We start from the raw sequence: 19,150 nt of genomic DNA, 5'->3' as shown, positions 1-19,150 counted from the left end.
CGGCGTTATTTGTTTTTCACCTGAGACTTGAAGTCACGCTCGGCATAGCCGGTGTACAACTGGCGCGGACGGGCAATTTTGATGCCTTCGTCATGCATTTCGTTCCAGTGCGCAATCCAGCCGATGGTACGGGCGATGGCAAAGATAACGGTGAACATGGAAGAAGGGATCCCCATCGCCTTCAGGATGATGCCTGAGTAGAAGTCGACGTTCGGGTACAGTTTCTTCTCGATGAAGTACGGGTCGTTCAGCGCGATGTGTTCCAGCTCCATCGCCACTTGCAACAGATTGTCGTCTTTCTTGTTCAGTTCTTTCAGCACTTCGTGACAGGTTTCGCGCATTACGGTGGCGCGTGGGTCGTAGTTCTTGTACACGCGGTGGCCGAAGCCCATCAGACGGAACGAATCGTTCTTGTCTTTGGCGCGCTTGATGAACTCAGGAATGTGATCGACGGTTTTGATCTCTTCCAGCATCTTCAGTGCGGCTTCGTTGGCGCCGCCGTGTGCCGGGCCCCACAGTGAAGCGATACCGGCAGCGATACAGGCAAACGGGTTAGCGCCTGAAGAACCTGCGGTACGTACGGTTGAGGTGGAAGCATTTTGCTCGTGGTCTGCGTGCAGGATCAGGATGCGATCCATGGCGCGTTCCAGCACCGGGTTCACCACGTATTCTTCGCACGGGGTGGCGAACATCATATGCAGGAAGTTACCGGCATAGGACAGATCGTTGCGTGGGTAAACGAACGGCTGACCCAGCGAATATTTGTAACACATGGCCGCCACGGTAGGCATTTTGGACAGCAGGCGGAACGCGGTGATCTCGCGGTGGCGCTCGTTGTTGACGTCCAGTGCATCGTGGTAGAACGCCGCCAGGGCGCCGGTCACGCCGCACAGTACGGCCATTGGGTGTGAGTCACGACGGAAGCCACGGAACAGATGGGTGATCTGGTCGTGGATCATGGTGTGACGGGTCACGGTAGTTTTGAAGGTCTCGAACTCTTCTGCGGTCGGCGTTTCGCCGTACAGCAGGATGTAGCACACTTCCAGATAGGAAGACTCTTTCGCCAGCTGTTCGATCGGGAAGCCGCGGTGCAGCAGTACGCCTTTGTCACCGTCGATAAAAGTGATTTTGGATTCGCAGGAAGCGGTAGAGGTAAAGCCGGGATCAAACGTGAAATAACCTTTGGAGCCCAGGGCGCGGACATCAAGGACATCGGGGCCCAGTGTCGGGGTTAATACGCCCAGTTCGATTGGAGCTTCACCATCGTTAATGGTTAGCGTCGCTTTCTTATCAGTCATTTACAGTCTCCTTTGCGCCTTATTTTAAAAACCTCTAACAACTGAAATACCTTAATTCTCCTCAGGTTGCCCGCAAAAAATGGAGCGGACGCTAACTCTGTGAGCGACTGCGCAAATGCGCGGGTAGGGTACAGAGTGCTAACCAGGCGAACGAGGTGGGTGACCAGTTGTTAACGATTCATCGGAATTCGTTATGTTCTGTTAATCTTACCTACGACGTGTTCGGGGGTGGTTGAACCTATCCCAATAAACTGTTTTATATGCCTTATTTGTTCTCGTCTGCGGTAATGTGCTGCAAACGTGACCGGCAAAAACCGCCATTGGGATAGGTTCTTTCAAATACACTGTTGCATATCCTGAACATCGGGGGAAGTGTATCTGCTGACCTATAGCGCATCATAGGGCCGTTTGTGCCCCTATATGTAATGGAATTGTTGATCTCTTGTCAAATCAGATAATTAATTTTATGCCAATTGTGAAATCCGTGATCTAAATCACTGTTCGGGGGAAATGTTACCAAAGGGATTGTATGGGAATTGTAATCAGAATGTGATCCTCCTATACTGCCGCCAGGTCTCCGGGATACCCTGAAGTAGGAGCACCCAGCGTTATAACTACGCGCCGTTTAAGCACAGAGGATGTTGTTGTTTGAGCGCGTGACGTGTGAGGGTTTTGGCTCTTAACGCTGTCTGATCCCCGCCCAGGCCGGAGGAAGGAAAATAATAAGAGCTGTGTGGGCAAAAACGTGAAAAAACAAAGACCTGTCAACCTGGATCTGCAAACGATTCAGTTTCCCGTAACTGCGATAGCGTCCATCTTACACCGAGTCTCTGGCGTAATTACCTTCGTTGCCGTGGGTATCCTCCTCTGGCTGCTGGGCCTGTCACTCTCTTCCCAAGAGGGTTTCATGCAGGCTGCTGCCATCATGAATAGCTTCGTTGTCAAATTCATATTCTGGGGCATCCTCACTGCGCTGGCCTATCACATTTGCGGTGGCATTCGCCATTTGTTAATGGATTTTGGCTATATCGAAGAGAGTTTAGCCGCCGGTACCCGTTCTGCCCAGGTGGCAATCGGTCTGACCGTCGTGCTGTCAGTTCTGGCTGGAGTCCTCGTATGGTAAACAATGTTTCTGCATTAGGACGCAACGGCGTACACGATTGGTTGTTACTGCGTGCTTCCGCTATCGTCATCACCCTGTATGTTCTGTATATCCTGGGCTTTTTTGTCACGGCTCCGGATCTCACCTACGAAATCTGGCGCGGCTTCTTCGCCACTTCTATTACGAAAGTGTTCACGCTGCTGACGCTGCTGTCGATTCTGGCTCACGCCTGGATCGGGTTGTGGCAGGTGCTGACGGATTACGTCAAGCCGGTAGCGGTACGTCTGGTGTTGCAACTGGCGATCGTTGTCGTGTTGCTGGTCTATTTACTGTACGGAACAATCGTAGTGTGGGGTGCGTAAGATGAAACTGCCGGTCAGAGAGTTTGATGCTGTAGTTATCGGTGCAGGCGGCGCAGGTATGCGCGCGGCACTGCAAATTTCTCAAGCGGGTTCTTCTTGTGCCCTGCTGTCCAAAGTATTCCCGACCCGTTCCCATACCGTGTCTGCACAGGGCGGCATTACCGTAGCCCTGGGTAACAACCACGAAGATAACTGGGAATGGCATATGTATGACACGGTGAAAGGTTCCGATTATATCGGTGACCAGGACGCCATTGAGTATATGTGTAAAACCGGCCCGGAAGCGGTTCTGGAGCTGGAGCATATGGGTCTGCCGTTTTCCCGTACCGATGATGGCCGCATCTATCAGCGCCCATTCGGCGGCCAGTCACTGAATTTCGGTGGCGAGCAGGCAGCACGTACCGCTGCGGCGGCTGACCGTACCGGTCACGCCCTGCTGCACACCCTGTATCAACAGAACCTGAAAAATCACACCACTATCTTCTCCGAGTGGTATGCGCTGGATCTGGTGAAAAACCAGGATGGCGCGGTGGTCGGTACCACGGCTATCTGCATTGAAACCGGTGAAGTGGTCTACTTCAAAGCCAAAGCCACCGTGCTGGCGACCGGCGGCGCAGGCCGTATTTACCAGTCCACCACCAACGCCCATATCAACACCGGTGACGGTGTCGGCATGGCGCTGCGCGCCGGCGTGCCGGTGCAGGACATGGAAATGTGGCAGTTCCACCCGACCGGTATCGCCGGTGCCGGGGTTCTGGTGACCGAAGGTTGTCGTGGTGAAGGCGGTTATCTGCTGAACAAACACGGCGAGCGTTTCATGGAGCGTTATGCGCCGAACGCCAAAGACCTGGCGGGCCGTGATGTCGTCGCCCGTTCGATCATGATTGAAATCCGCGAAGGCCGTGGTTGTGACGGTCCGTGGGGCCCACACGTTAAGCTGAAACTCGATCACCTGGGTAAAGAAGTGCTGGAATCCCGCCTGCCGGGCATTCTGGAACTGTCGCGCACCTTCGCGCACGTCGATCCAGTGAAAGAGCCTATCCCGGTTATTCCAACCTGCCACTACATGATGGGCGGTATTCCGACCAAAGTGACCGGCCAGGCATTGACCGTGAACGAGAAAGGCGAAGACGTGGTGATCCCGGGGCTGTTCGCCGTGGGCGAAATTGCCTGCGTATCGGTGCACGGCGCCAACCGTCTGGGCGGCAACTCGCTGCTGGATCTGGTGGTGTTCGGTCGTGCTGCCGGCATGCATCTGCAGGAGTCGATCCTGGAGCAGGGCGCCAGCCGTGAAGCCAGCGAGTCCGATGTAGAAGCGTCGCTGGATCGTCTGAACCGCTGGAACAACACCCGTTCAGGTGAAGATCCGGTTGAAATCCGCAAGGCGCTGCAAGCCTGTATGCAACACAACTTCTCGGTATTCCGTGAAGGTGATGCGATGGCGAAAGGGCTGGAAGAACTCAAAGAGATCCGTGAACGACTGAAGAACGCACGTCTGGATGATACCTCCAGCGAATTCAACACCCAGCGTATCGAATGCCTGGAGTTGGATAACCTGATGGAGACCGCGTTTTCCACCGCCGTGTCGGCAAACTACCGTACCGAGAGCCGTGGCGCACACAGCCGCTTCGACTTCCCGGAACGTGATGATGCCAACTGGCTGTGTCACTCGCTGTATCAGCCGCAATCGGAAAGCATGACGCGTCGTGAAGTGAACATGCAACCGAAGCTGCGCCCGGCATTCCCGCCGAAAGTGCGTTCTTACTAATTGCGGAGATCGATTGATGAAACTCGAATTTTCAATTTATCGCTACAATCCGGATGTTGATGACGCTCCGCACATGCAGGACTACAGCCTGGAAGCGGAAGAAGGTCGCGACATGATGTTGCTGGATGCGTTGATCCAGCTGAAAGAAAAAGATCCAAGCCTGTCGTTCCGTCGTTCCTGCCGTGAAGGCGTGTGTGGTTCCGATGGGATCAACATGAACGGTAAAAACGGCCTGGCCTGTATCACACCGGTGTCGTCGCTGACCAAAGGCAACAAAAAGATAGTGATCCGTCCGTTGCCGGGCTTGCCGGTAGTGCGCGATCTGGTGGTCGATATGGGTCAGTTCTACACCCAGTATGAAAAGATCAAGCCTTTCCTGCAGAACGACGGCAAGAACCCGCCGGCGCGTGAGCACCTGCAATCACCGGAAGAGCGTGCCAAGCTCGATGGTCTGTACGAGTGCATTTTATGCGCTTGTTGTTCGACCTCTTGCCCGTCATTCTGGTGGAATCCTGACAAGTTTATCGGCCCGGCTGGCCTGTTGGCGGCATACCGCTTCCTGATTGACAGCCGTGACACGGAAACGGAAGAACGTTTAGACGATCTGGACGACGCTTTCAGTGTTTTCCGCTGCCATAGCATTATGAATTGTGTCAGTGTATGTCCTAAGGGCTTGAATCCGACCCGTGCAATCGGTCATATCAAGTCTATGCTGCTGCAACGCGGCGCATAAGTGGAATGAGATGCTGCGCCGGGCAGTTTCCGGCGCACATCACAAAGGAGGGAACCTCTAAAAACTGACCCGCGGCTGCGGCACTAAGCAGCCTGGTTCGCCCGCCGGTTTTTAGAGGTTCCTTGTAAGGGACCGCAAGGTCCATAGCAGAACGTACCGAGCCTGTATGGCTATAAGGTACGTCGCGTTTCTACGGCAAACCGTATCCAACACGGTAATTATGTTAACCACGGCGAAAACTAAAGCTTCAAAGCTTAAGGGATCATGATGCAGAACGGCGCAATGAAGGCCTGGCTGGATTCCTCCTATCTGGCGGGCGCGAACCAGTCTTACATAGAACAGCTCTATGAAGACTTCTTAACCGATCCGGGCTCCGTTGAAGATAGCTGGCGTTCCATTTTTCAACAGCTACCAACCGCGGGTGTAAAACCCGATCAGCTTCACTCTCAAACGCGTGACTACTTCCGCCGCCTGGCGAAAGACTCCGCGCGTTACAACACCACCATCAACGATCCAGACACCGACGCCAAACAGGTCAAGGTACTGCAGCTGATTAACGCCTTCCGTTTCCGCGGACATCAGCATGCCAACCTCGATCCGCTCGGTCTGTGGCAGCGTGAGCAAGTTCCTGACCTTGAACCCGCCTACCACAACCTGACCGAAGCCGACTTCCAGGAAACCTTCAACGTGGGTTCTTTCGCCATCGGCAAAGAAACCATGAAGCTGGGCGACCTGTACGCGGCGCTGAAGCAGACCTACTGTGGCTCGATCGGTGCGGAATACATGCACATCACCAATACCGAAGAGAAACGCTGGATCCAACAGCGTATTGAATCGGTAGTGGGGCACGCCAGCTTTACCCATGACGAGAAACGCCGTTTCCTGAACGAGCTGACCGCCGCGGAAGGGCTGGAACGCTACCTCGGCGCCAAATTCCCAGGGGCAAAACGCTTCTCGCTGGAAGGTGGCGATGCGCTGGTGCCAATGCTCAAAGAGATGGTGCGCCACGCCGGTAAGAACGGCACGCGCGAAGTGGTGTTGGGCATGGCCCACCGCGGTCGTCTGAACGTGTTGATCAACGTGCTGGGTAAAAAACCTGCCGACCTGTTCGACGAGTTTGCCGGCAAGCATAAAGAACACCTCGGCACCGGTGACGTGAAATATCACCAGGGCTTCTCCTCCGACGTGGAAACCGAAGGCGGCATGGTTCACCTGGCGCTGGCGTTTAACCCGTCGCACCTGGAGATCGTCAGCCCGGTAGTTATGGGGTCTGTACGTGCCCGTCGTGACCGTCTGGACGAAGCGCGCAGCAACATGGTACTGCCAATCACCATCCACGGTGACGCCGCCATTACCGGCCAGGGCGTGGTTCAGGAAACCCTGAACATGTCGCAGGCTCGCGGTTACGAAGTGGGCGGCACGGTACGTATCGTGATCAACAACCAGGTTGGTTTCACCACCTCCAACCCGTTGGATGCGCGTTCTACCGAATACTGTACTGACATCGCCAAGATGGTTCAGTCGCCGATCTTCCACGTCAATGCTGACGATCCGGAAGCGGTGGCCTTTGTTACCCGTCTGGCGTTGGATTTCCGTAACACCTTCAAACGTGACGTGATGATCGATCTGGTCTGCTACCGTCGCCACGGGCATAACGAGGCCGATGAGCCAAGTGCCACCCAGCCGGTGATGTACCAGAAGATCAAGAAACACCCAACGCCGCGCAAGATTTATGCTGACGTGCTGACCGAACAAAAAGTCGCCAGCCTGGAAGATGCCACGGAAATGGTCAACCTGTACCGTGATGCACTCGACCGCGGTGATTGCGTGGTTGAAGAATGGCGTCCGATGAACCTGCACTCCTTTACCTGGTCGCCGTACCTCAACCACGAGTGGGACGAAGAGTACCCAAGCAAGGTTGAAATGAAGCGCCTGCAGGAACTGGCCCGTCGCATCAGCACCGCGCCGGAAGCTATTGAAATGCAGTCACGCGTAGCGAAAATCTACGGTGACCGAGCAGAGATGGCTGCAGGCAACAAGGCGTTCGACTGGGGCGCAGCGGAAACGCTGGCTTACGCCACTTTGGTTGACGAAGGCATTCCAATCCGCCTTTCCGGTGAAGACGCCGGTCGCGGCACCTTCTTCCATCGTCATGCGGTAGTGCACAACCAGAAAAACGGTTCGGTCTACGTGCCACTGGCCAATGTCCACAGCGGGCAGGGCGAGTTCAAGGTTTGGGACTCCGTACTGTCTGAAGAGGCCGTTCTGGCGTTCGAATATGGCTACGCCACCGCAGAACCTCGCACCCTGACCATCTGGGAAGCGCAGTTCGGTGACTTCGCCAACGGCGCTCAGGTGGTGATCGACCAGTTCATCAGCTCCGGCGAGCAGAAATGGGGCCGTATGTGTGGCCTGGTGATGCTGCTGCCGCACGGTTACGAAGGCCAGGGCCCAGAGCACTCCTCTGCGCGTCTGGAACGTTACCTGCAGCTGTGTGCCGAGCAGAATATGCAGGTGTGCATCCCGTCTACCCCGGCACAGGTTTACCACATGCTGCGTCGTCAGGCGCTGCGCGGTATGCGCCGTCCGTTGGTGGTGATGTCACCGAAATCTCTGCTGCGTCATCCGCTGGCAACGTCTTCTCTGGAAGAGCTGGCTAACGGCACCTTCCTGCCGGCGATTGGCGAAATTGACGATTTGGATCCGAAAGCGGTCAAACGCGTGGTGCTGTGCTCCGGTAAGGTCTATTACGATCTGCTGGAACAGCGTCGCAAGAACGACCAGAAAGACGTGGCCATCGTACGTATCGAGCAGCTGTATCCGTTCCCGCATCAGGCCCTTCAGGCGGTGCTGGAGAAGTATGCTCACGTGCATGATTTCGTTTGGTGTCAGGAAGAGCCGCTGAACCAGGGTGCCTGGTACTGCAGCCAACACAACTTCCGTGAAGTGGTGCCGTTCGGTGCTTCTTTACGTTACGCAGGACGTCCAGCCTCTGCCTCTCCGGCAGTGGGTTATATGTCCGTACACCAGAAGCAGCAACAGGCTCTGGTTAATGACGCGCTGAATATTGTTAAAGATTAAGGGAAAGCTAAATGAGTAGCGTAGATATTCTGGTTCCTGACCTTCCTGAATCGGTTGCCGATGCGACCGTCGCCACCTGGCACAAGAAACCAGGTGACAGCGTCCAGCGTGACGAAGTTCTGGTTGAAATCGAAACTGACAAAGTGGTGCTGGAAGTTCCGGCCAGCGAAGCGGGCATTCTGGATGCGATCGTGGAAGAAGAGGGCGCAACCGTGCTTTCTCGCCAGATCCTTGGCCGTATTCGTCCGGGCGACAGCTCTGGCAAGCCGACCGAAGAAAAAAGCCAGGCTAAAGAAGCCACTCCAGCCCAGCGCGCAACCGCCAGCCTGGAAGAAGAGAGCAACGACGCACTCAGCCCGGCTATCCGCCGCCTGATTGCCGAACACGACCTCGATGCAGCTGCCATTAAAGGCAGCGGCGTGGGTGGCCGTATCACCCGTGAAGACGTGGAAGCGCACCTGGCCAACGGCAAGAAAGCCGACAAGCCGGCCGCCGTTGAAGCCGCTCCGCAGCCTGCTCTGAGCGGTCGCAGCGAGAAGCGTGTCCCTATGACCCGTCTGCGCAAGCGCGTGGCCGAGCGCCTGTTGGAAGCGAAGAACAGCACTGCGATGCTGACAACCTTCAACGAAATCAACATGCAGCCGATCATGGACATGCGCAAGCAGTACGGTGAAGCCTTCGAAAAACGCCACGGTGTCCGTCTGGGCTTCATGTCCTTCTACATCAAGGCAGTGGTTGAAGCGCTAAAACGCTTCCCGGAAGTGAACGCTTCTATCGACGGCACCGACGTGGTGTACCACAACTACTTCGATATCAGCATTGCGGTATCTACTCCTCGTGGCCTGGTGACCCCGGTGCTGCGCGATGTAGACAGCATGAGCATGGCGGACATCGAGAAGAAAATCAAAGAGCTGGCAGTTAAAGGCCGTGATGGCAAATTGACTGTGGAAGAGCTGACCGGCGGTAACTTCACCATTACCAACGGCGGCGTATTCGGTTCACTGATGTCTACCCCGATCATCAACCCACCGCAGAGCGCCATCCTGGGCATGCACGCCATTAAAGATCGCCCAATGGCGGTGAAAGGCCAGGTTGTGATCTTGCCGATGATGTATCTGGCACTGTCTTACGACCACCGCCTGATCGACGGTAAAGAATCCGTCGGTTACCTGGTGACGGTTAAAGAGATGCTGGAAGATCCGGCTCGTCTGCTGCTGGACGTTTAGTAACCCTGATGGGCGCGGTACGCCGCGCCCACACTCTGTGCTATGTGGCCGACTAAAGTCATGCGGTTTTCCGCCAAAATGGCTCGGCTAAAACCTTCAGAACTGAATGGATAGAACATCATGAATTTACACGAATATCAGGCAAAACAGCTGTTTGCTCGGTATGGTATGCCGGCACCAACCGGTTATGCCTGTACCACACCGCGTGAAGCGGAAGAAGCCGCATCCAAAATCGGCTCCGGCCCGTGGGTGGTTAAATGTCAGGTTCATGCTGGCGGTCGCGGTAAAGCTGGCGGCGTTAAAGTGGTTAACAGCAAGGAAGACATCCGTGCTTTCGCTGAAGCCTGGCTGGGCAAGCGTCTGGTGACCTACCAGACTGACGCGCTGGGCCAACCGGTTCACCAGATCCTGGTAGAAGCGGCGACCGACATTGATAAAGAACTGTACCTGGGTGCGGTGGTTGACCGTGCCAGCCGTCGCGTGGTGTTCATGGCATCCACCGAGGGTGGCGTTGAAATCGAGAAAGTTGCGGAAGAAACTCCGGAACTGATCCACAAAATGACCATCGATCCACTGGCAGGCCCACAGCCTTACCAGGGCCGTGAACTGGCTTTCAAACTGGGTCTGACCGGTAAGCAGGTTGGTCAGTTCGCCAAAATCTTTATGGGTCTGGCGACCTTGTTCCTGGAACGTGACCTGGCCATGGTTGAGATCAACCCGCTGGTGGTGACCAAGCAGGGCGATCTGATCTGTCTGGACGGCAAGCTGGGCGCTGACGGCAACGCCCTGTTCCGTCAGCCTGAGCTGCGTGAAATGCGTGACCTTTCTCAGGAAGATGAGCGTGAATCCCGTGCGGCACAGTGGGAGCTGAACTACGTTGCTCTCGACGGCAACATCGGTTGCATGGTGAACGGCGCGGGTCTGGCGATGGGTACCATGGACATCGTTAAACTGCACGGCGGCGAACCGGCCAACTTCCTCGATGTGGGCGGCGGCGCAACCAAAGAGCGCGTGACCGAAGCCTTCAAAATCATCCTGTCTGACGACAAGGTGAAAGCGGTACTGGTTAACATTTTCGGTGGTATCGTGCGTTGCGACCTGATCGCTGACGGTATCATTGGCGCAGTAGCCGAAGTGGGCGTTAACGTCCCGGTGGTGGTGCGTCTGGAAGGGAATAACGCCGAGCTGGGCGCCAAGAAACTGGCGGACAGCGGTCTGAATATCATTGCTGCGACCAGCCTGACTGATGCGGCTCAGCAAGTTGTTGCGGCAGTGGGGAGCAAATAATGTCCATTTTAATCGATAAAAACACCAAAGTAATTTGCCAGGGCTTCACCGGTAGCCAGGGGACTTTCCACTCCGAACAGGCTATCGCTTACGGAACCAAAATGGTCGGTGGCGTAACGCCGGGCAAAGGCGGCACCGAGCACCTGGGCCTGCCGGTGTTCAACACCGTGCGTGAAGCCGTAGAAGCGACCGGTGCTACCGCGTCCGTTATCTATGTACCGGCTCCGTTCTGCAAAGACTCCATTCTGGAAGCTATCGATGCAGGCATCAAACTGATCATCACCATCACCGAAGGCATCCCAACGCTGGATATGCTGACCGTGAAAGTGAAGCTGGATGAAGCTGGCGTGCGTATGATTGGCCCGAACTGCCCAGGTGTTATTACCCCGGGCGAGTGCAAAATCGGCATCATGCCTGGCCACATCCACCTGCCGGGTAAAGTGGGCATCGTTTCCCGCTCTGGCACCCTGACCTACGAAGCGGTAAAACAAACTACCGATACCGGTCTGGGCCAGTCTACCTGTGTGGGCATCGGCGGTGACCCGATCCCAGGTTCCAACTTCATCGATATCCTGAAGCTGTTCCAGGAAGATCCGCAGACCGAAGCGATCGTCATGATCGGTGAGATCGGCGGTAGCGCGGAAGAAGAAGCGGCAGCCTACATCAAAGAGCACGTGACCAAGCCAGTAGTTGGCTACATCGCGGGTGTTACCGCGCCTAAAGGCAAACGTATGGGCCATGCCGGTGCCATTATTGCCGGCGGCAAAGGCACTGCAGACGAGAAGTTTGCGGCGCTGGAAGCGGCAGGGGTTAAAACCGTACGCAGCCTGGCTGACATCGGTGAGGCAGTAAAAGCGGTTCTGAACCGCTAATTTTCTGCTGGCAGTAAGCCCTATTTGAGCAGGGCCAGACTTTTTGTCTGGCCCTGTTTTTTTTGTCTGCTAAATACCACTTCTTATAATTATTCATTTATTGAATGAATTCGCCGGATTATTCCTGAAAATAAGCCAAACCTATTCACGCGGCACCCTATTTGGCCGTGAATATTATCAATAAATAAGGCTATTTCGTGGGGTAATAATAAAGGGAGGATTAAGGGTAAAAATGTAACACTTTGGGCCAAACTGGAACATATCCTAAATTACGCTGTGAAAAGGTGTCAATACGAGAAAGAGAATATTCCTAAATATTATTTTTATATTTTTAATTCAATTGTTTACTAAAATATTAAGTACGGCTTGCCAGTTTTTCAACTCATACTTTTCTTATATTCATCAGCCTCCCTTCTTATTCATGAAATTCACCTGTCGGTTTTTATCCAGTGATAAGTTCTTAAATTGAGTTTTCTTCCTAAATTCTTAGGTTGATACCGTTGTCATATTTATTTACTCAGCATAAATCACTAAATGCAACAGTTTGGCCCAAAATGTTGCGTTTTTACCCTGTTCTGTGGGCAGGTGCAGCCGGCGACCAAACGTAAATGGATGAACGTAAATCAATGTGTGATTGGAACCTATGCGACGGTGTTGCATAACCATAAAAGGAAAATTTAAATGAAAATGAAGCAGTTGGTCACTTTGATGATGGGCCTGGGATTGGCCATGGGTACAGTATCTGTTGCACAGGCGGGCACCGTAACCTTTAAAGGTTCGATTATCGACGCGCCTTGTTCCATCACCCCGGAAACCGTGGACCAAACGGTCAACCTGGGCCAGATCTCCAATGTAGCATTGAAGAAACAGGGTAAATCCACCGCGCAAAGTTTCAATATCAAACTGGACAAATGTGATGTCACCACGCTGAAAAACGTCACCGCCACCTTTACCGGTGCCGCTTCCGCCGGTAACGCTGATTTGCTCGGTATCACCGGCACGGCCAAAGGCGCCAGCATCGCCATTACCGATGGTGCCAGCCGGGTGATCAAACTGGGTGAGGCTACCAAGGCGCAAAAAATTCAGAAGGGTGACAACACGCTGGCGTTCTCCGCCTACCTACAGGGGGACCCTGATGTCACTCCTACAGGTGGTGGTACTGCTACGCCAGTGGACATTGTCCCGGGCGAATTTAGCTCCATCGTCGACTTCACCCTGGCCTATCAATAAGCCCATGCCGCATTAGCGGCTACTTCACATGCGGGGTTCGCCCCGCATATTTCCTGACAACGGATTGTCATGGCTTAAGGAGCTGGGAGATGGCTCGTCCTCTTTTATATCTGACGCTACTGGCCCTGAGTGCCGGGTTGCCTGCCACTCAGGCCACACCAACGGCTTCTGCCGGGCACGGTAGCGTCAGCATGACCGGCGCGATTATCGATACCGCCTGCGCCATTGATATCGGCAGCCGTACCCAGGCCATTGTATTGCCCACCTTACCGGTTGGCCAATTGATACGAGAAGGGCAGGGGCCAACTCACCCCTTCGCAATTCGTCTGGTGAACTGCACGTTGTCGCGGCCCGATCCCCGCGAACCAAACTGGCAAACCTTCCAGGTCACCTTCGATGGCCCGGCAGACGGAACAAGGTTTCGCATTGCCGGTGCCGCTCATGGCATAGCGCTGCAAATTGCCGATGGCGATGGGCGCATCGCGTTGCCAGGTATTGCGCTACCGATGCAGGCGGTAAAACCCGGCACCCTGGTGTTGCCCTACACCCTGCGGCTGGTAGGTAACACCCAGACTCTGCAGCCGGGGGATTATCGCGCCACGGTACGTTTCAAGCTGGATTACTACTGACGGGTTGCATGCCCCGTATAGGTGAATGAACGCATGAGGCGTTCAGGTTTGCGCCGGTGCTGATTGACCGGCGATGGAAAAAGGATTTTGGGTTATGGCTGGTAAGGATTCAGTTTATCGCATGGCTCCCCTGTCACAGTTGGGAGTCGCTATTGCCCTGGCGCTGGGGGCTTCGGTATCTCCGGCGTTGGCGGCGGACGACATTGTGTTTAACACCGACGTGCTCGACGTCAAAGATCGCGCCAATATCGATCTCAGCCAGTTTGCCCGCGGTGGTTTCATTATGCCGGGCCGCTACACGTTGACAGTGCATGTCAACCAGCAGGAATTGCCGGAGCAGTCGGTAGTATTTTCCGCCCCGCCCGACGATCCCAAAGGCAGCGTAGCCTGCCTGTCACCGGAACTGGTGAAACAGCTCGGACTGAAAGATGGTGTGTTGAGCGGCTTGCGTTGGCGCGATGACTGCCTGAACTTCAGCAGCCTGAAGGGCATGACGGTGCGTGGCGAACTGGGTACCTCATCGCTCTACCTCTCTATCCCGCAGGCTTATCTGGAATACAGTGACGACAGCTGGGACCCGCCGTCACGCTGGGACGAAGGTATTCCCGGCGTACTGCTGGACTACAACCTCAATGGCCAGGTCAACCGCCAGCAGAGCCGCAGTACCGATTCCACCCTGAGCGGCAACGGTACCGCGGGCGGTAACCTGGGGGCCTGGCGGCTGCGCGCCGACTGGCAGGCGCAGGCGAGCAGCTCGACGGCAAACAATCGGCAGAGTGAACGGCGTCTGGACTGGAGTCGTTATTACGCTTACCGGGCATTACCGGCGCTGCGTTCTAAGTTGACCCTGGGCGAGGATTACCTGAACTCGACGATTTTCGACAGCGTGCGCTTTACCGGTGCCAGCCTGGTCTCGGACGATGCGATGCTGCCACCCAACCTGCGGGGTTATGCGCCGGAAGTGGTTGGGGTCGCCAAAACCAACGCCCGGGTGGTGGTCAGCCAATTGGGGCGGGTGCTGTATGAAACCCAGGTGGCTGCCGGCCCGTTCCGCATTCAGGATTTGAATGATGCGGTCAGCGGCGCGCTGGACGTGCGGGTTGAGGAGCAGGACGGCTCGGTACAGCGCTTTAGCCTGAATACTGCCAGCATTCCTTATCTGAGCCGGCCGGGGTCGCTGCGCTATAAGTTTGCGCTGGGGCAACCGTCCGAGGTGGCGCACCGCCGTGACGGGCCGGCGTTTGCCACCGGGGAATTCTCCTGGGGAGTCAGCAACGGCTGGTCATTGTTCGGTGGTGGCATTGGCGGCCGCGAGTACAACGCACTGGCTATGGGCATAGGGCGTGATCTGATGGCCTTTGGCGCACTGTCGTTCGACATTACCGGCTCGCGGGCGGAATTGCCGCAGCAGCAGGGCGGCACCCTGAGCGGAACTTCATACCGGCTGAACTATGCCAAAAGCTTTGAAGAGTACGACAGCCAGGTGACCTTTGCCGCCTATCGCTTTTCCGAACGTGATTACATGAGCATGGCGGACTATCTGGTCAGCCGTTTATACGGCGTACGCCAGTACGGCAGCAAAGAGCTGTACACCGTGATCTTCAACAAACAGTTCCGCGAGTTGGGGCTAAGCGCCTATCTGAATTACAACCACCAGACCTATTGGGAGCGTCCGGCCAACGATCGCTACAGCCTGGCACTGTCACGCTATTTCGACGTCGGCCAGATGAAAAATGTCAGCCTGTCATTGTCGGCTTACCGCAGCCAGTACAACCAGACCAGTGACAACGGCCTGTCGCTGTCGCTGTCGTTGCCCTGGGGGAATAGCGGCACCGTCAGTTACAACGCCGCGGTTAACCGCGACAACAACAGCCAGGATCTGGGCTATTACGATCGCATCGATGAACACAACAGTTACCAGATGCGCCTGGGGGCAGCACGGCGCGGCGCCACCGCCAGCGGCTACTTTACCCACAGCGGTGATAGCGCCGAACTGAGCAGCAATATCAGCTATCAGGCCAATCGCTATAGCTCGCTGGGTATGACGGCGCGCGGCGGCATGACCGCCACACTGCAGGGGGCCGCGCTGCACCGGATGAACATATCAGGCGGCACCCGGCTGATGCTCGACACTCAGGGCGTACCGGATGTGCCAGTGCGCGGCCAGGGGCCAACCACCCGCACCAATGCCTGGGGCAAGGCGGTGGTGCCGGACGTAAACAGCTACTACCGCAACCGCGCCAGTATCGATCTGCAGCAACTGGGCGACAACGTGGAGGCATCGCGCTCGGTGGCGCAGGCCACCCTGACCGAAGGGGCCATCGGTTATCGGCGTTTTGAGGTGGTGGCCGGTGAAAAAGCCATGGCGGTGGTGCGCCTGGCGGACGGCTCGACGCCACCGTTTGGCGCTACCGTGCTCAATGCCCGCCAGCAGGATACCGGCATCATCAGCGATAACGGCAGCGTGTATCTCAGCGGTATTCAGCACGGCGACACCATGACCGTGCATTGGGACGGTGCCGCCCGCTGTGAGATTACGCTGCCGGAGCAACTGCCCGCATTGGGCGAGTCGGCGTTGCTGTTGCCGTGCCGGGTGCTGAGCGTTGCCGACACCTCTTCTTCTTCATCCTAACCATGAGTGAGCTATGAACAAATACGTTAAACGCAGTGCTTTTATGGTCGCCACGCTGCTGGGGGCTTTGGTCAGTACCCAGGCCGGGGCGGCCATTTCACTGGATCGCACCCGGGTGATCGTCAATGGCGGCGACAAATCGGTCAGCCTGAACGTCAAAAACCAAAATACCCAGTTGCCCTATCTGGCGCAGGGCTGGATCGAAGATGCGCAGGGCAACAAAATCAGCAGCCCGCTGACAGTATTGCCGCCGGTACAGCGGGTAGAACCGGGCAAAGAGAGCCAGGTCAAGGTGCAGGTGCTGCCGGCCGCTCAGCTGTTGGCGCAGGATCGCGAGACGCTGTACTACTTTAATTTGCGCGAGATCCCACCGCGCAGCAACAAGCCCAATACGCTGCAAATTGCACTACAAACGCGCATCAAGCTGTTTTATCGCCCGCAGGCGATAGTGCCGGACAAAGCTGCGCTGGCCAATCCATGGCAGCAAAAACTGACCTTAACCCGCCAGGGGGATCGCTATCAGGTCAATAACCCGACGCCTTATTACATCACGCTGGTAGACGCCGGTAGCAGCGTTAAAGGCAGTGGTGTGGCCGGGTTTGAACCCCTGATGGTGCCGCCGAAGGGGCAGGCGATGCTATCGGCCAGCGCCGGTGCGCTGGGGGCCACCCCGGTGCTGACTTATATCAATGATTACGGCGGTCGTCCGCAGTTGGTATTCCGCTGTAACGGCGGCGCGTGCCAGGTGGTCGCTGGCAAATCGGGCAGTTAAACATGCCATCAGGCAGGGAGGCAGGATGAATACCACCCGGATACTCGTGGTGCTGGCGGGGCTGGTGTCAGCACCGCTGTGGGCGGCGGACGACAACTGGCAGGTGCCCAATAACTGGCAGGTGGAAGGGGCCAACGGCACGCTTAATGTCAGCGGCGTGCTGAGCGAAGGGGCTTGCAGGTTGGCGATGGACTCTGCCGATCAGACGGTGACGCTGGGGGTGACCCCGTTGGCGGAGTTGGCAAAGGTCGGGGCACGGAGCGCCGCCACGGCGGTGACACTGCGGCTGCGTGATTGTCTGCGCGGCAGCGGTGCCAGCCGTGATGAACGCAGCGGCAACCTGAGCTGGGGCCGACAGCAGCCGGTAATGACCATGAGGTTTCTGGCACCGGCCGATGCGGACAATCCGCAACTGGTTAAGGTACAGGGGGTTAGCGGCATCGGGCTGCGTCTGCTGGACAGTCGTCAACAGGACGTGCGGCTGGGCAGCCGGGGAACGCCGCAGTTTGTCAGTCCCGGTGACGAGGTGCTGGTGTGGTATGTGGCCGCGGAACGCACCCGCGCACCGTTGCAGGCCGGAGCCTATCGCGCCACGGTGAATTTTCGCCTGAGCTATGAATGAGGGCTGCCATGAAAGGGATAAAAACCGGCGCGTTTTTGCTGCTGTTGGTTGCACCGCTGGGGTGGGCCAATGAGCCGATCACCGTCAAAGGGGTGATCCAGACCATGAGCTGTGTGATCAACGGCGGTAAAGATATCGACGTCGATTTCGGCAGCAGCATGAAGACCACGTTGGTAGACGGTAGTCAGTACAAAACCAAAGTGGTTTTCACCCTCAGTTGCAGTGGCAACAACACCAATGCGCTGAAGATGCAGATCGATGGCTCTGCGGCGGCGTTCGATGCTACGGCGTTGGCCACCGATAAAACCGACCTGGGGCTTGCGTTGATCAAAGGCGGCAAAAAACAGGCGATCAACACCTGGTTCAACTTTACCTATCCGACGCTACCGGTGTTGGAAATGGTGCCGGTGAAAAAGGCCGGGGTCACGCTGAGCGGCGGGGACTTTAACGCTACCGCCACCCTGAAGGTGGACGTGCAATAACGGGAGAGGCGGATGAAAACATGGAATGTGATGTTGGTGCTGGTGCTGATGTGTTGGCTGGTCGCCGGTGTGGCGCTGGCCGCCAATATGAAAATGCACGGCACGCTGGTGGAACCGCCGGCCTGCACGGTTAGCGGCGGTAAAGAGATAGATGTCGACTTCGGCAAGGCTGTGGGGGTTAACAAGGTGGACGGTACTAACTATCTGCAAGCTATCAGCTATCAGGTCACCTGCCTGCCAGGGGCGGGCAGTTGGAGCCTGGGGCTGAGGGTAACCGGCAGCGTCAGCGGGTTCGATACCGCCGCGTTGCAGACCGACGTCACCGATCTGGGCATCAAGCTGCTGCAGGCGGGCAAGGCCTGGCCGATTAACCAGCGGCTGGTGGTGGATGCCAAAGCGCTGCCGCTGTTGCAGGCGGTGCCGGTGAAAAAGCCGGGTATGAAGCTGAAAGAGGGGGCGTTTAACGCCACCGCGACGCTGCTGGCGGACTATCAATAAGGAGAACCGGATGAGCAAGCGAAGGAAACTGCTGGCCGGGCTACTGGCCTGCGGGCTGGTGACCGGGGCGCAGGCGGCGACCGACATGAAGTTCCACGGTGAACTGGTAGCGGATCCCTGCGTGGTGGCCGCCGGCGACGATCAGGTAGCGCTGGATTTCGGCGAACTGACCAATAAAGACCTGTATAGCTACGGCAGAACCAAAGGCAAGGCGTTTCAGCTGCGGCTGACCGGCTGTGACCTGGCGATCGCCAAAAACGTGCGCGTCACCTTTAGCGGTAGTGAGAACAGCAAACTGCCGGGATTACTGGCACTGGACGGCGCCAGCCAGGCAGGCGGGGTGGCTATCGGGCTGGAAACCCCGGCAGGTGTGGCGCTGGCCTTGGACAAGCCCAGTGAAAAATACCCGCTTAAGGTCGGCAGCACGCTGATTGACCTGCAGGCCTATGTGCGTGTAGAGCCGCAGACGGTAACCGATAAAAGCCTGACATTGGGCAGCTTTAGCACCACCGCCACCTTTACGCTGGATTATCCCTAGCCGCGAGGCTTTTTATTA

The 19,150-nt window shown here is 56.4% G+C and carries 17 protein-coding genes; 16 read left to right on the top strand and 1 reads right to left on the bottom strand.

Features of this window, described 5'->3' with window-relative positions; genetic code table 11:
• Positions 1-5: 5 nt before the first annotated feature.
• The gene (locus FCL49_RS08565) at positions 6-1,298 is read right to left on the bottom strand and encodes a citrate synthase (protein WP_153857678.1); all 1,293 of its coding nucleotides are present in this window, start codon (positions 1,296-1,298) and stop codon (positions 6-8) included.
• A gap of 733 nt (positions 1,299-2,031) precedes the next feature.
• On the opposite strand from FCL49_RS08565, the gene sdhC reads away from it, so the two are divergent.
• The 16 genes from sdhC (at position 2,032) to FCL49_RS08485 (ending at position 19,132) form a co-directional block, all read left to right on the top strand.
• Entirely contained in the window at positions 2,032-2,421 is a 390-nt protein-coding gene (sdhC, locus tag FCL49_RS08560; RefSeq protein ID WP_004949747.1) for a succinate dehydrogenase cytochrome b556 subunit, read from the top strand.
• Positions 2,415-2,762, top strand: a complete 348-nt coding sequence (gene sdhD / locus FCL49_RS08555; RefSeq protein ID WP_012005699.1) for a succinate dehydrogenase membrane anchor subunit — start codon at positions 2,415-2,417, stop codon at positions 2,760-2,762. The genes sdhC and sdhD overlap by 7 nt, the downstream gene beginning before the upstream one ends.
• 1 nt (position 2,763) lies before the next feature.
• Complete coding sequence (sdhA, locus tag FCL49_RS08550; RefSeq protein ID WP_135315548.1) at positions 2,764-4,530, top strand: succinate dehydrogenase flavoprotein subunit; 1,767 nt, start codon at positions 2,764-2,766, stop codon at positions 4,528-4,530.
• Between the two features lie 16 nt (positions 4,531-4,546).
• Positions 4,547-5,263: a succinate dehydrogenase iron-sulfur subunit gene (locus tag FCL49_RS08545; protein ID WP_012005701.1), complete on the top strand. Its 717-nt coding sequence runs from the start codon at positions 4,547-4,549 to the stop codon at positions 5,261-5,263.
• A gap of 267 nt (positions 5,264-5,530) precedes the next feature.
• Complete coding sequence (sucA, locus tag FCL49_RS08540; protein ID WP_174353500.1) at positions 5,531-8,344, top strand: 2-oxoglutarate dehydrogenase E1 component; 2,814 nt, start codon at positions 5,531-5,533, stop codon at positions 8,342-8,344.
• 11 nt (positions 8,345-8,355) lie between these two features.
• Positions 8,356-9,570 (top strand): 2-oxoglutarate dehydrogenase complex dihydrolipoyllysine-residue succinyltransferase, encoded by a 1,215-nt coding sequence (gene odhB, locus FCL49_RS08535; protein WP_012005703.1) that lies wholly within the window; start codon positions 8,356-8,358, stop codon positions 9,568-9,570.
• A 120-nt stretch (positions 9,571-9,690) separates the two neighbouring features.
• Positions 9,691-10,857 (top strand): ADP-forming succinate--CoA ligase subunit beta, encoded by a 1,167-nt coding sequence (sucC, locus tag FCL49_RS08530; protein ID WP_012005704.1) that lies wholly within the window; start codon positions 9,691-9,693, stop codon positions 10,855-10,857.
• Positions 10,857-11,729: a succinate--CoA ligase subunit alpha gene (gene sucD / locus FCL49_RS08525; protein WP_012005705.1), complete on the top strand. Its 873-nt coding sequence runs from the start codon at positions 10,857-10,859 to the stop codon at positions 11,727-11,729. Before sucC ends, sucD begins: the two co-directional genes overlap by 1 nt.
• A gap of 681 nt (positions 11,730-12,410) precedes the next feature.
• A complete protein-coding gene (locus FCL49_RS08520) occupies positions 12,411-12,959 on the top strand; it encodes a fimbrial protein (RefSeq protein WP_174353187.1) in 549 nt (182 codons plus the stop codon).
• Positions 12,960-13,048: 89 nt separating this feature from the next.
• A complete protein-coding gene (locus FCL49_RS08515) occupies positions 13,049-13,588 on the top strand; it encodes a fimbrial protein (protein ID WP_174353186.1) in 540 nt (179 codons plus the stop codon).
• A gap of 94 nt (positions 13,589-13,682) precedes the next feature.
• Entirely contained in the window at positions 13,683-16,220 is a 2,538-nt protein-coding gene (locus tag FCL49_RS08510) for an outer membrane usher protein (RefSeq protein WP_254611001.1), read from the top strand.
• 13 nt (positions 16,221-16,233) lie between these two features.
• On the top strand, positions 16,234-16,992 hold the full coding sequence (locus FCL49_RS08505; protein ID WP_174353185.1) for a fimbria/pilus periplasmic chaperone: 759 nt from the start codon (positions 16,234-16,236) through the stop codon (positions 16,990-16,992).
• Between the two features lie 25 nt (positions 16,993-17,017).
• The gene (locus tag FCL49_RS08500) at positions 17,018-17,614 is read left to right on the top strand and encodes a fimbrial protein (protein ID WP_174353184.1); all 597 of its coding nucleotides are present in this window, start codon (positions 17,018-17,020) and stop codon (positions 17,612-17,614) included.
• Positions 17,615-17,622: 8 nt separating this feature from the next.
• A complete protein-coding gene (locus tag FCL49_RS08495) occupies positions 17,623-18,096 on the top strand; it encodes a fimbrial protein (protein ID WP_174353183.1) in 474 nt (157 codons plus the stop codon).
• A 12-nt stretch (positions 18,097-18,108) separates the two neighbouring features.
• Positions 18,109-18,594 (top strand): fimbrial protein, encoded by a 486-nt coding sequence (locus FCL49_RS08490; RefSeq protein ID WP_254611002.1) that lies wholly within the window; start codon positions 18,109-18,111, stop codon positions 18,592-18,594.
• Between the two features lie 10 nt (positions 18,595-18,604).
• Positions 18,605-19,132, top strand: coding sequence for a fimbrial protein (locus FCL49_RS08485; RefSeq protein ID WP_174353182.1), 528 nt, complete (start codon positions 18,605-18,607; stop codon positions 19,130-19,132).
• Positions 19,133-19,150 lie beyond the last annotated feature (18 nt).

Origin of the sequence: Serratia proteamaculans, assembly GCF_013337185.1 — a bacterium.
Lineage (GTDB): Bacteria > Pseudomonadota > Gammaproteobacteria > Enterobacterales > Enterobacteriaceae > Serratia > Serratia proteamaculans_D.
The sequence above is the reverse complement of the archived record's forward strand: the minus strand, read 5'-3'. Positions and strand labels throughout refer to the sequence as shown.

Coding starts and splice junctions, on each gene's coding strand:
- FCL49_RS08565 (WP_153857678.1), bottom strand. CDS start 1,298: ATGACTGATAAGAAAGCGACGCTAACCATTAACGATGGTGAAGCTCCA.
- sdhD (WP_012005699.1), top strand. CDS start 2,415: ATGGTAAACAATGTTTCTGCATTAGGACGCAACGGCGTACACGATTGG.
- sdhA (WP_135315548.1), top strand. CDS start 2,764: ATGAAACTGCCGGTCAGAGAGTTTGATGCTGTAGTTATCGGTGCAGGC.
- FCL49_RS08545 (WP_012005701.1), top strand. CDS start 4,547: ATGAAACTCGAATTTTCAATTTATCGCTACAATCCGGATGTTGATGAC.
- sucA (WP_174353500.1), top strand. CDS start 5,531: ATGCAGAACGGCGCAATGAAGGCCTGGCTGGATTCCTCCTATCTGGCG.
- odhB (WP_012005703.1), top strand. CDS start 8,356: ATGAGTAGCGTAGATATTCTGGTTCCTGACCTTCCTGAATCGGTTGCC.
- sucC (WP_012005704.1), top strand. CDS start 9,691: ATGAATTTACACGAATATCAGGCAAAACAGCTGTTTGCTCGGTATGGT.
- sucD (WP_012005705.1), top strand. CDS start 10,857: ATGTCCATTTTAATCGATAAAAACACCAAAGTAATTTGCCAGGGCTTC.
- FCL49_RS08520 (WP_174353187.1), top strand. CDS start 12,411: ATGAAAATGAAGCAGTTGGTCACTTTGATGATGGGCCTGGGATTGGCC.
- FCL49_RS08515 (WP_174353186.1), top strand. CDS start 13,049: ATGGCTCGTCCTCTTTTATATCTGACGCTACTGGCCCTGAGTGCCGGG.
- FCL49_RS08510 (WP_254611001.1), top strand. CDS start 13,683: ATGGCTGGTAAGGATTCAGTTTATCGCATGGCTCCCCTGTCACAGTTG.
- FCL49_RS08505 (WP_174353185.1), top strand. CDS start 16,234: ATGAACAAATACGTTAAACGCAGTGCTTTTATGGTCGCCACGCTGCTG.
- FCL49_RS08500 (WP_174353184.1), top strand. CDS start 17,018: ATGAATACCACCCGGATACTCGTGGTGCTGGCGGGGCTGGTGTCAGCA.
- FCL49_RS08495 (WP_174353183.1), top strand. CDS start 17,623: ATGAAAGGGATAAAAACCGGCGCGTTTTTGCTGCTGTTGGTTGCACCG.
- FCL49_RS08490 (WP_254611002.1), top strand. CDS start 18,109: ATGAAAACATGGAATGTGATGTTGGTGCTGGTGCTGATGTGTTGGCTG.
- FCL49_RS08485 (WP_174353182.1), top strand. CDS start 18,605: ATGAGCAAGCGAAGGAAACTGCTGGCCGGGCTACTGGCCTGCGGGCTG.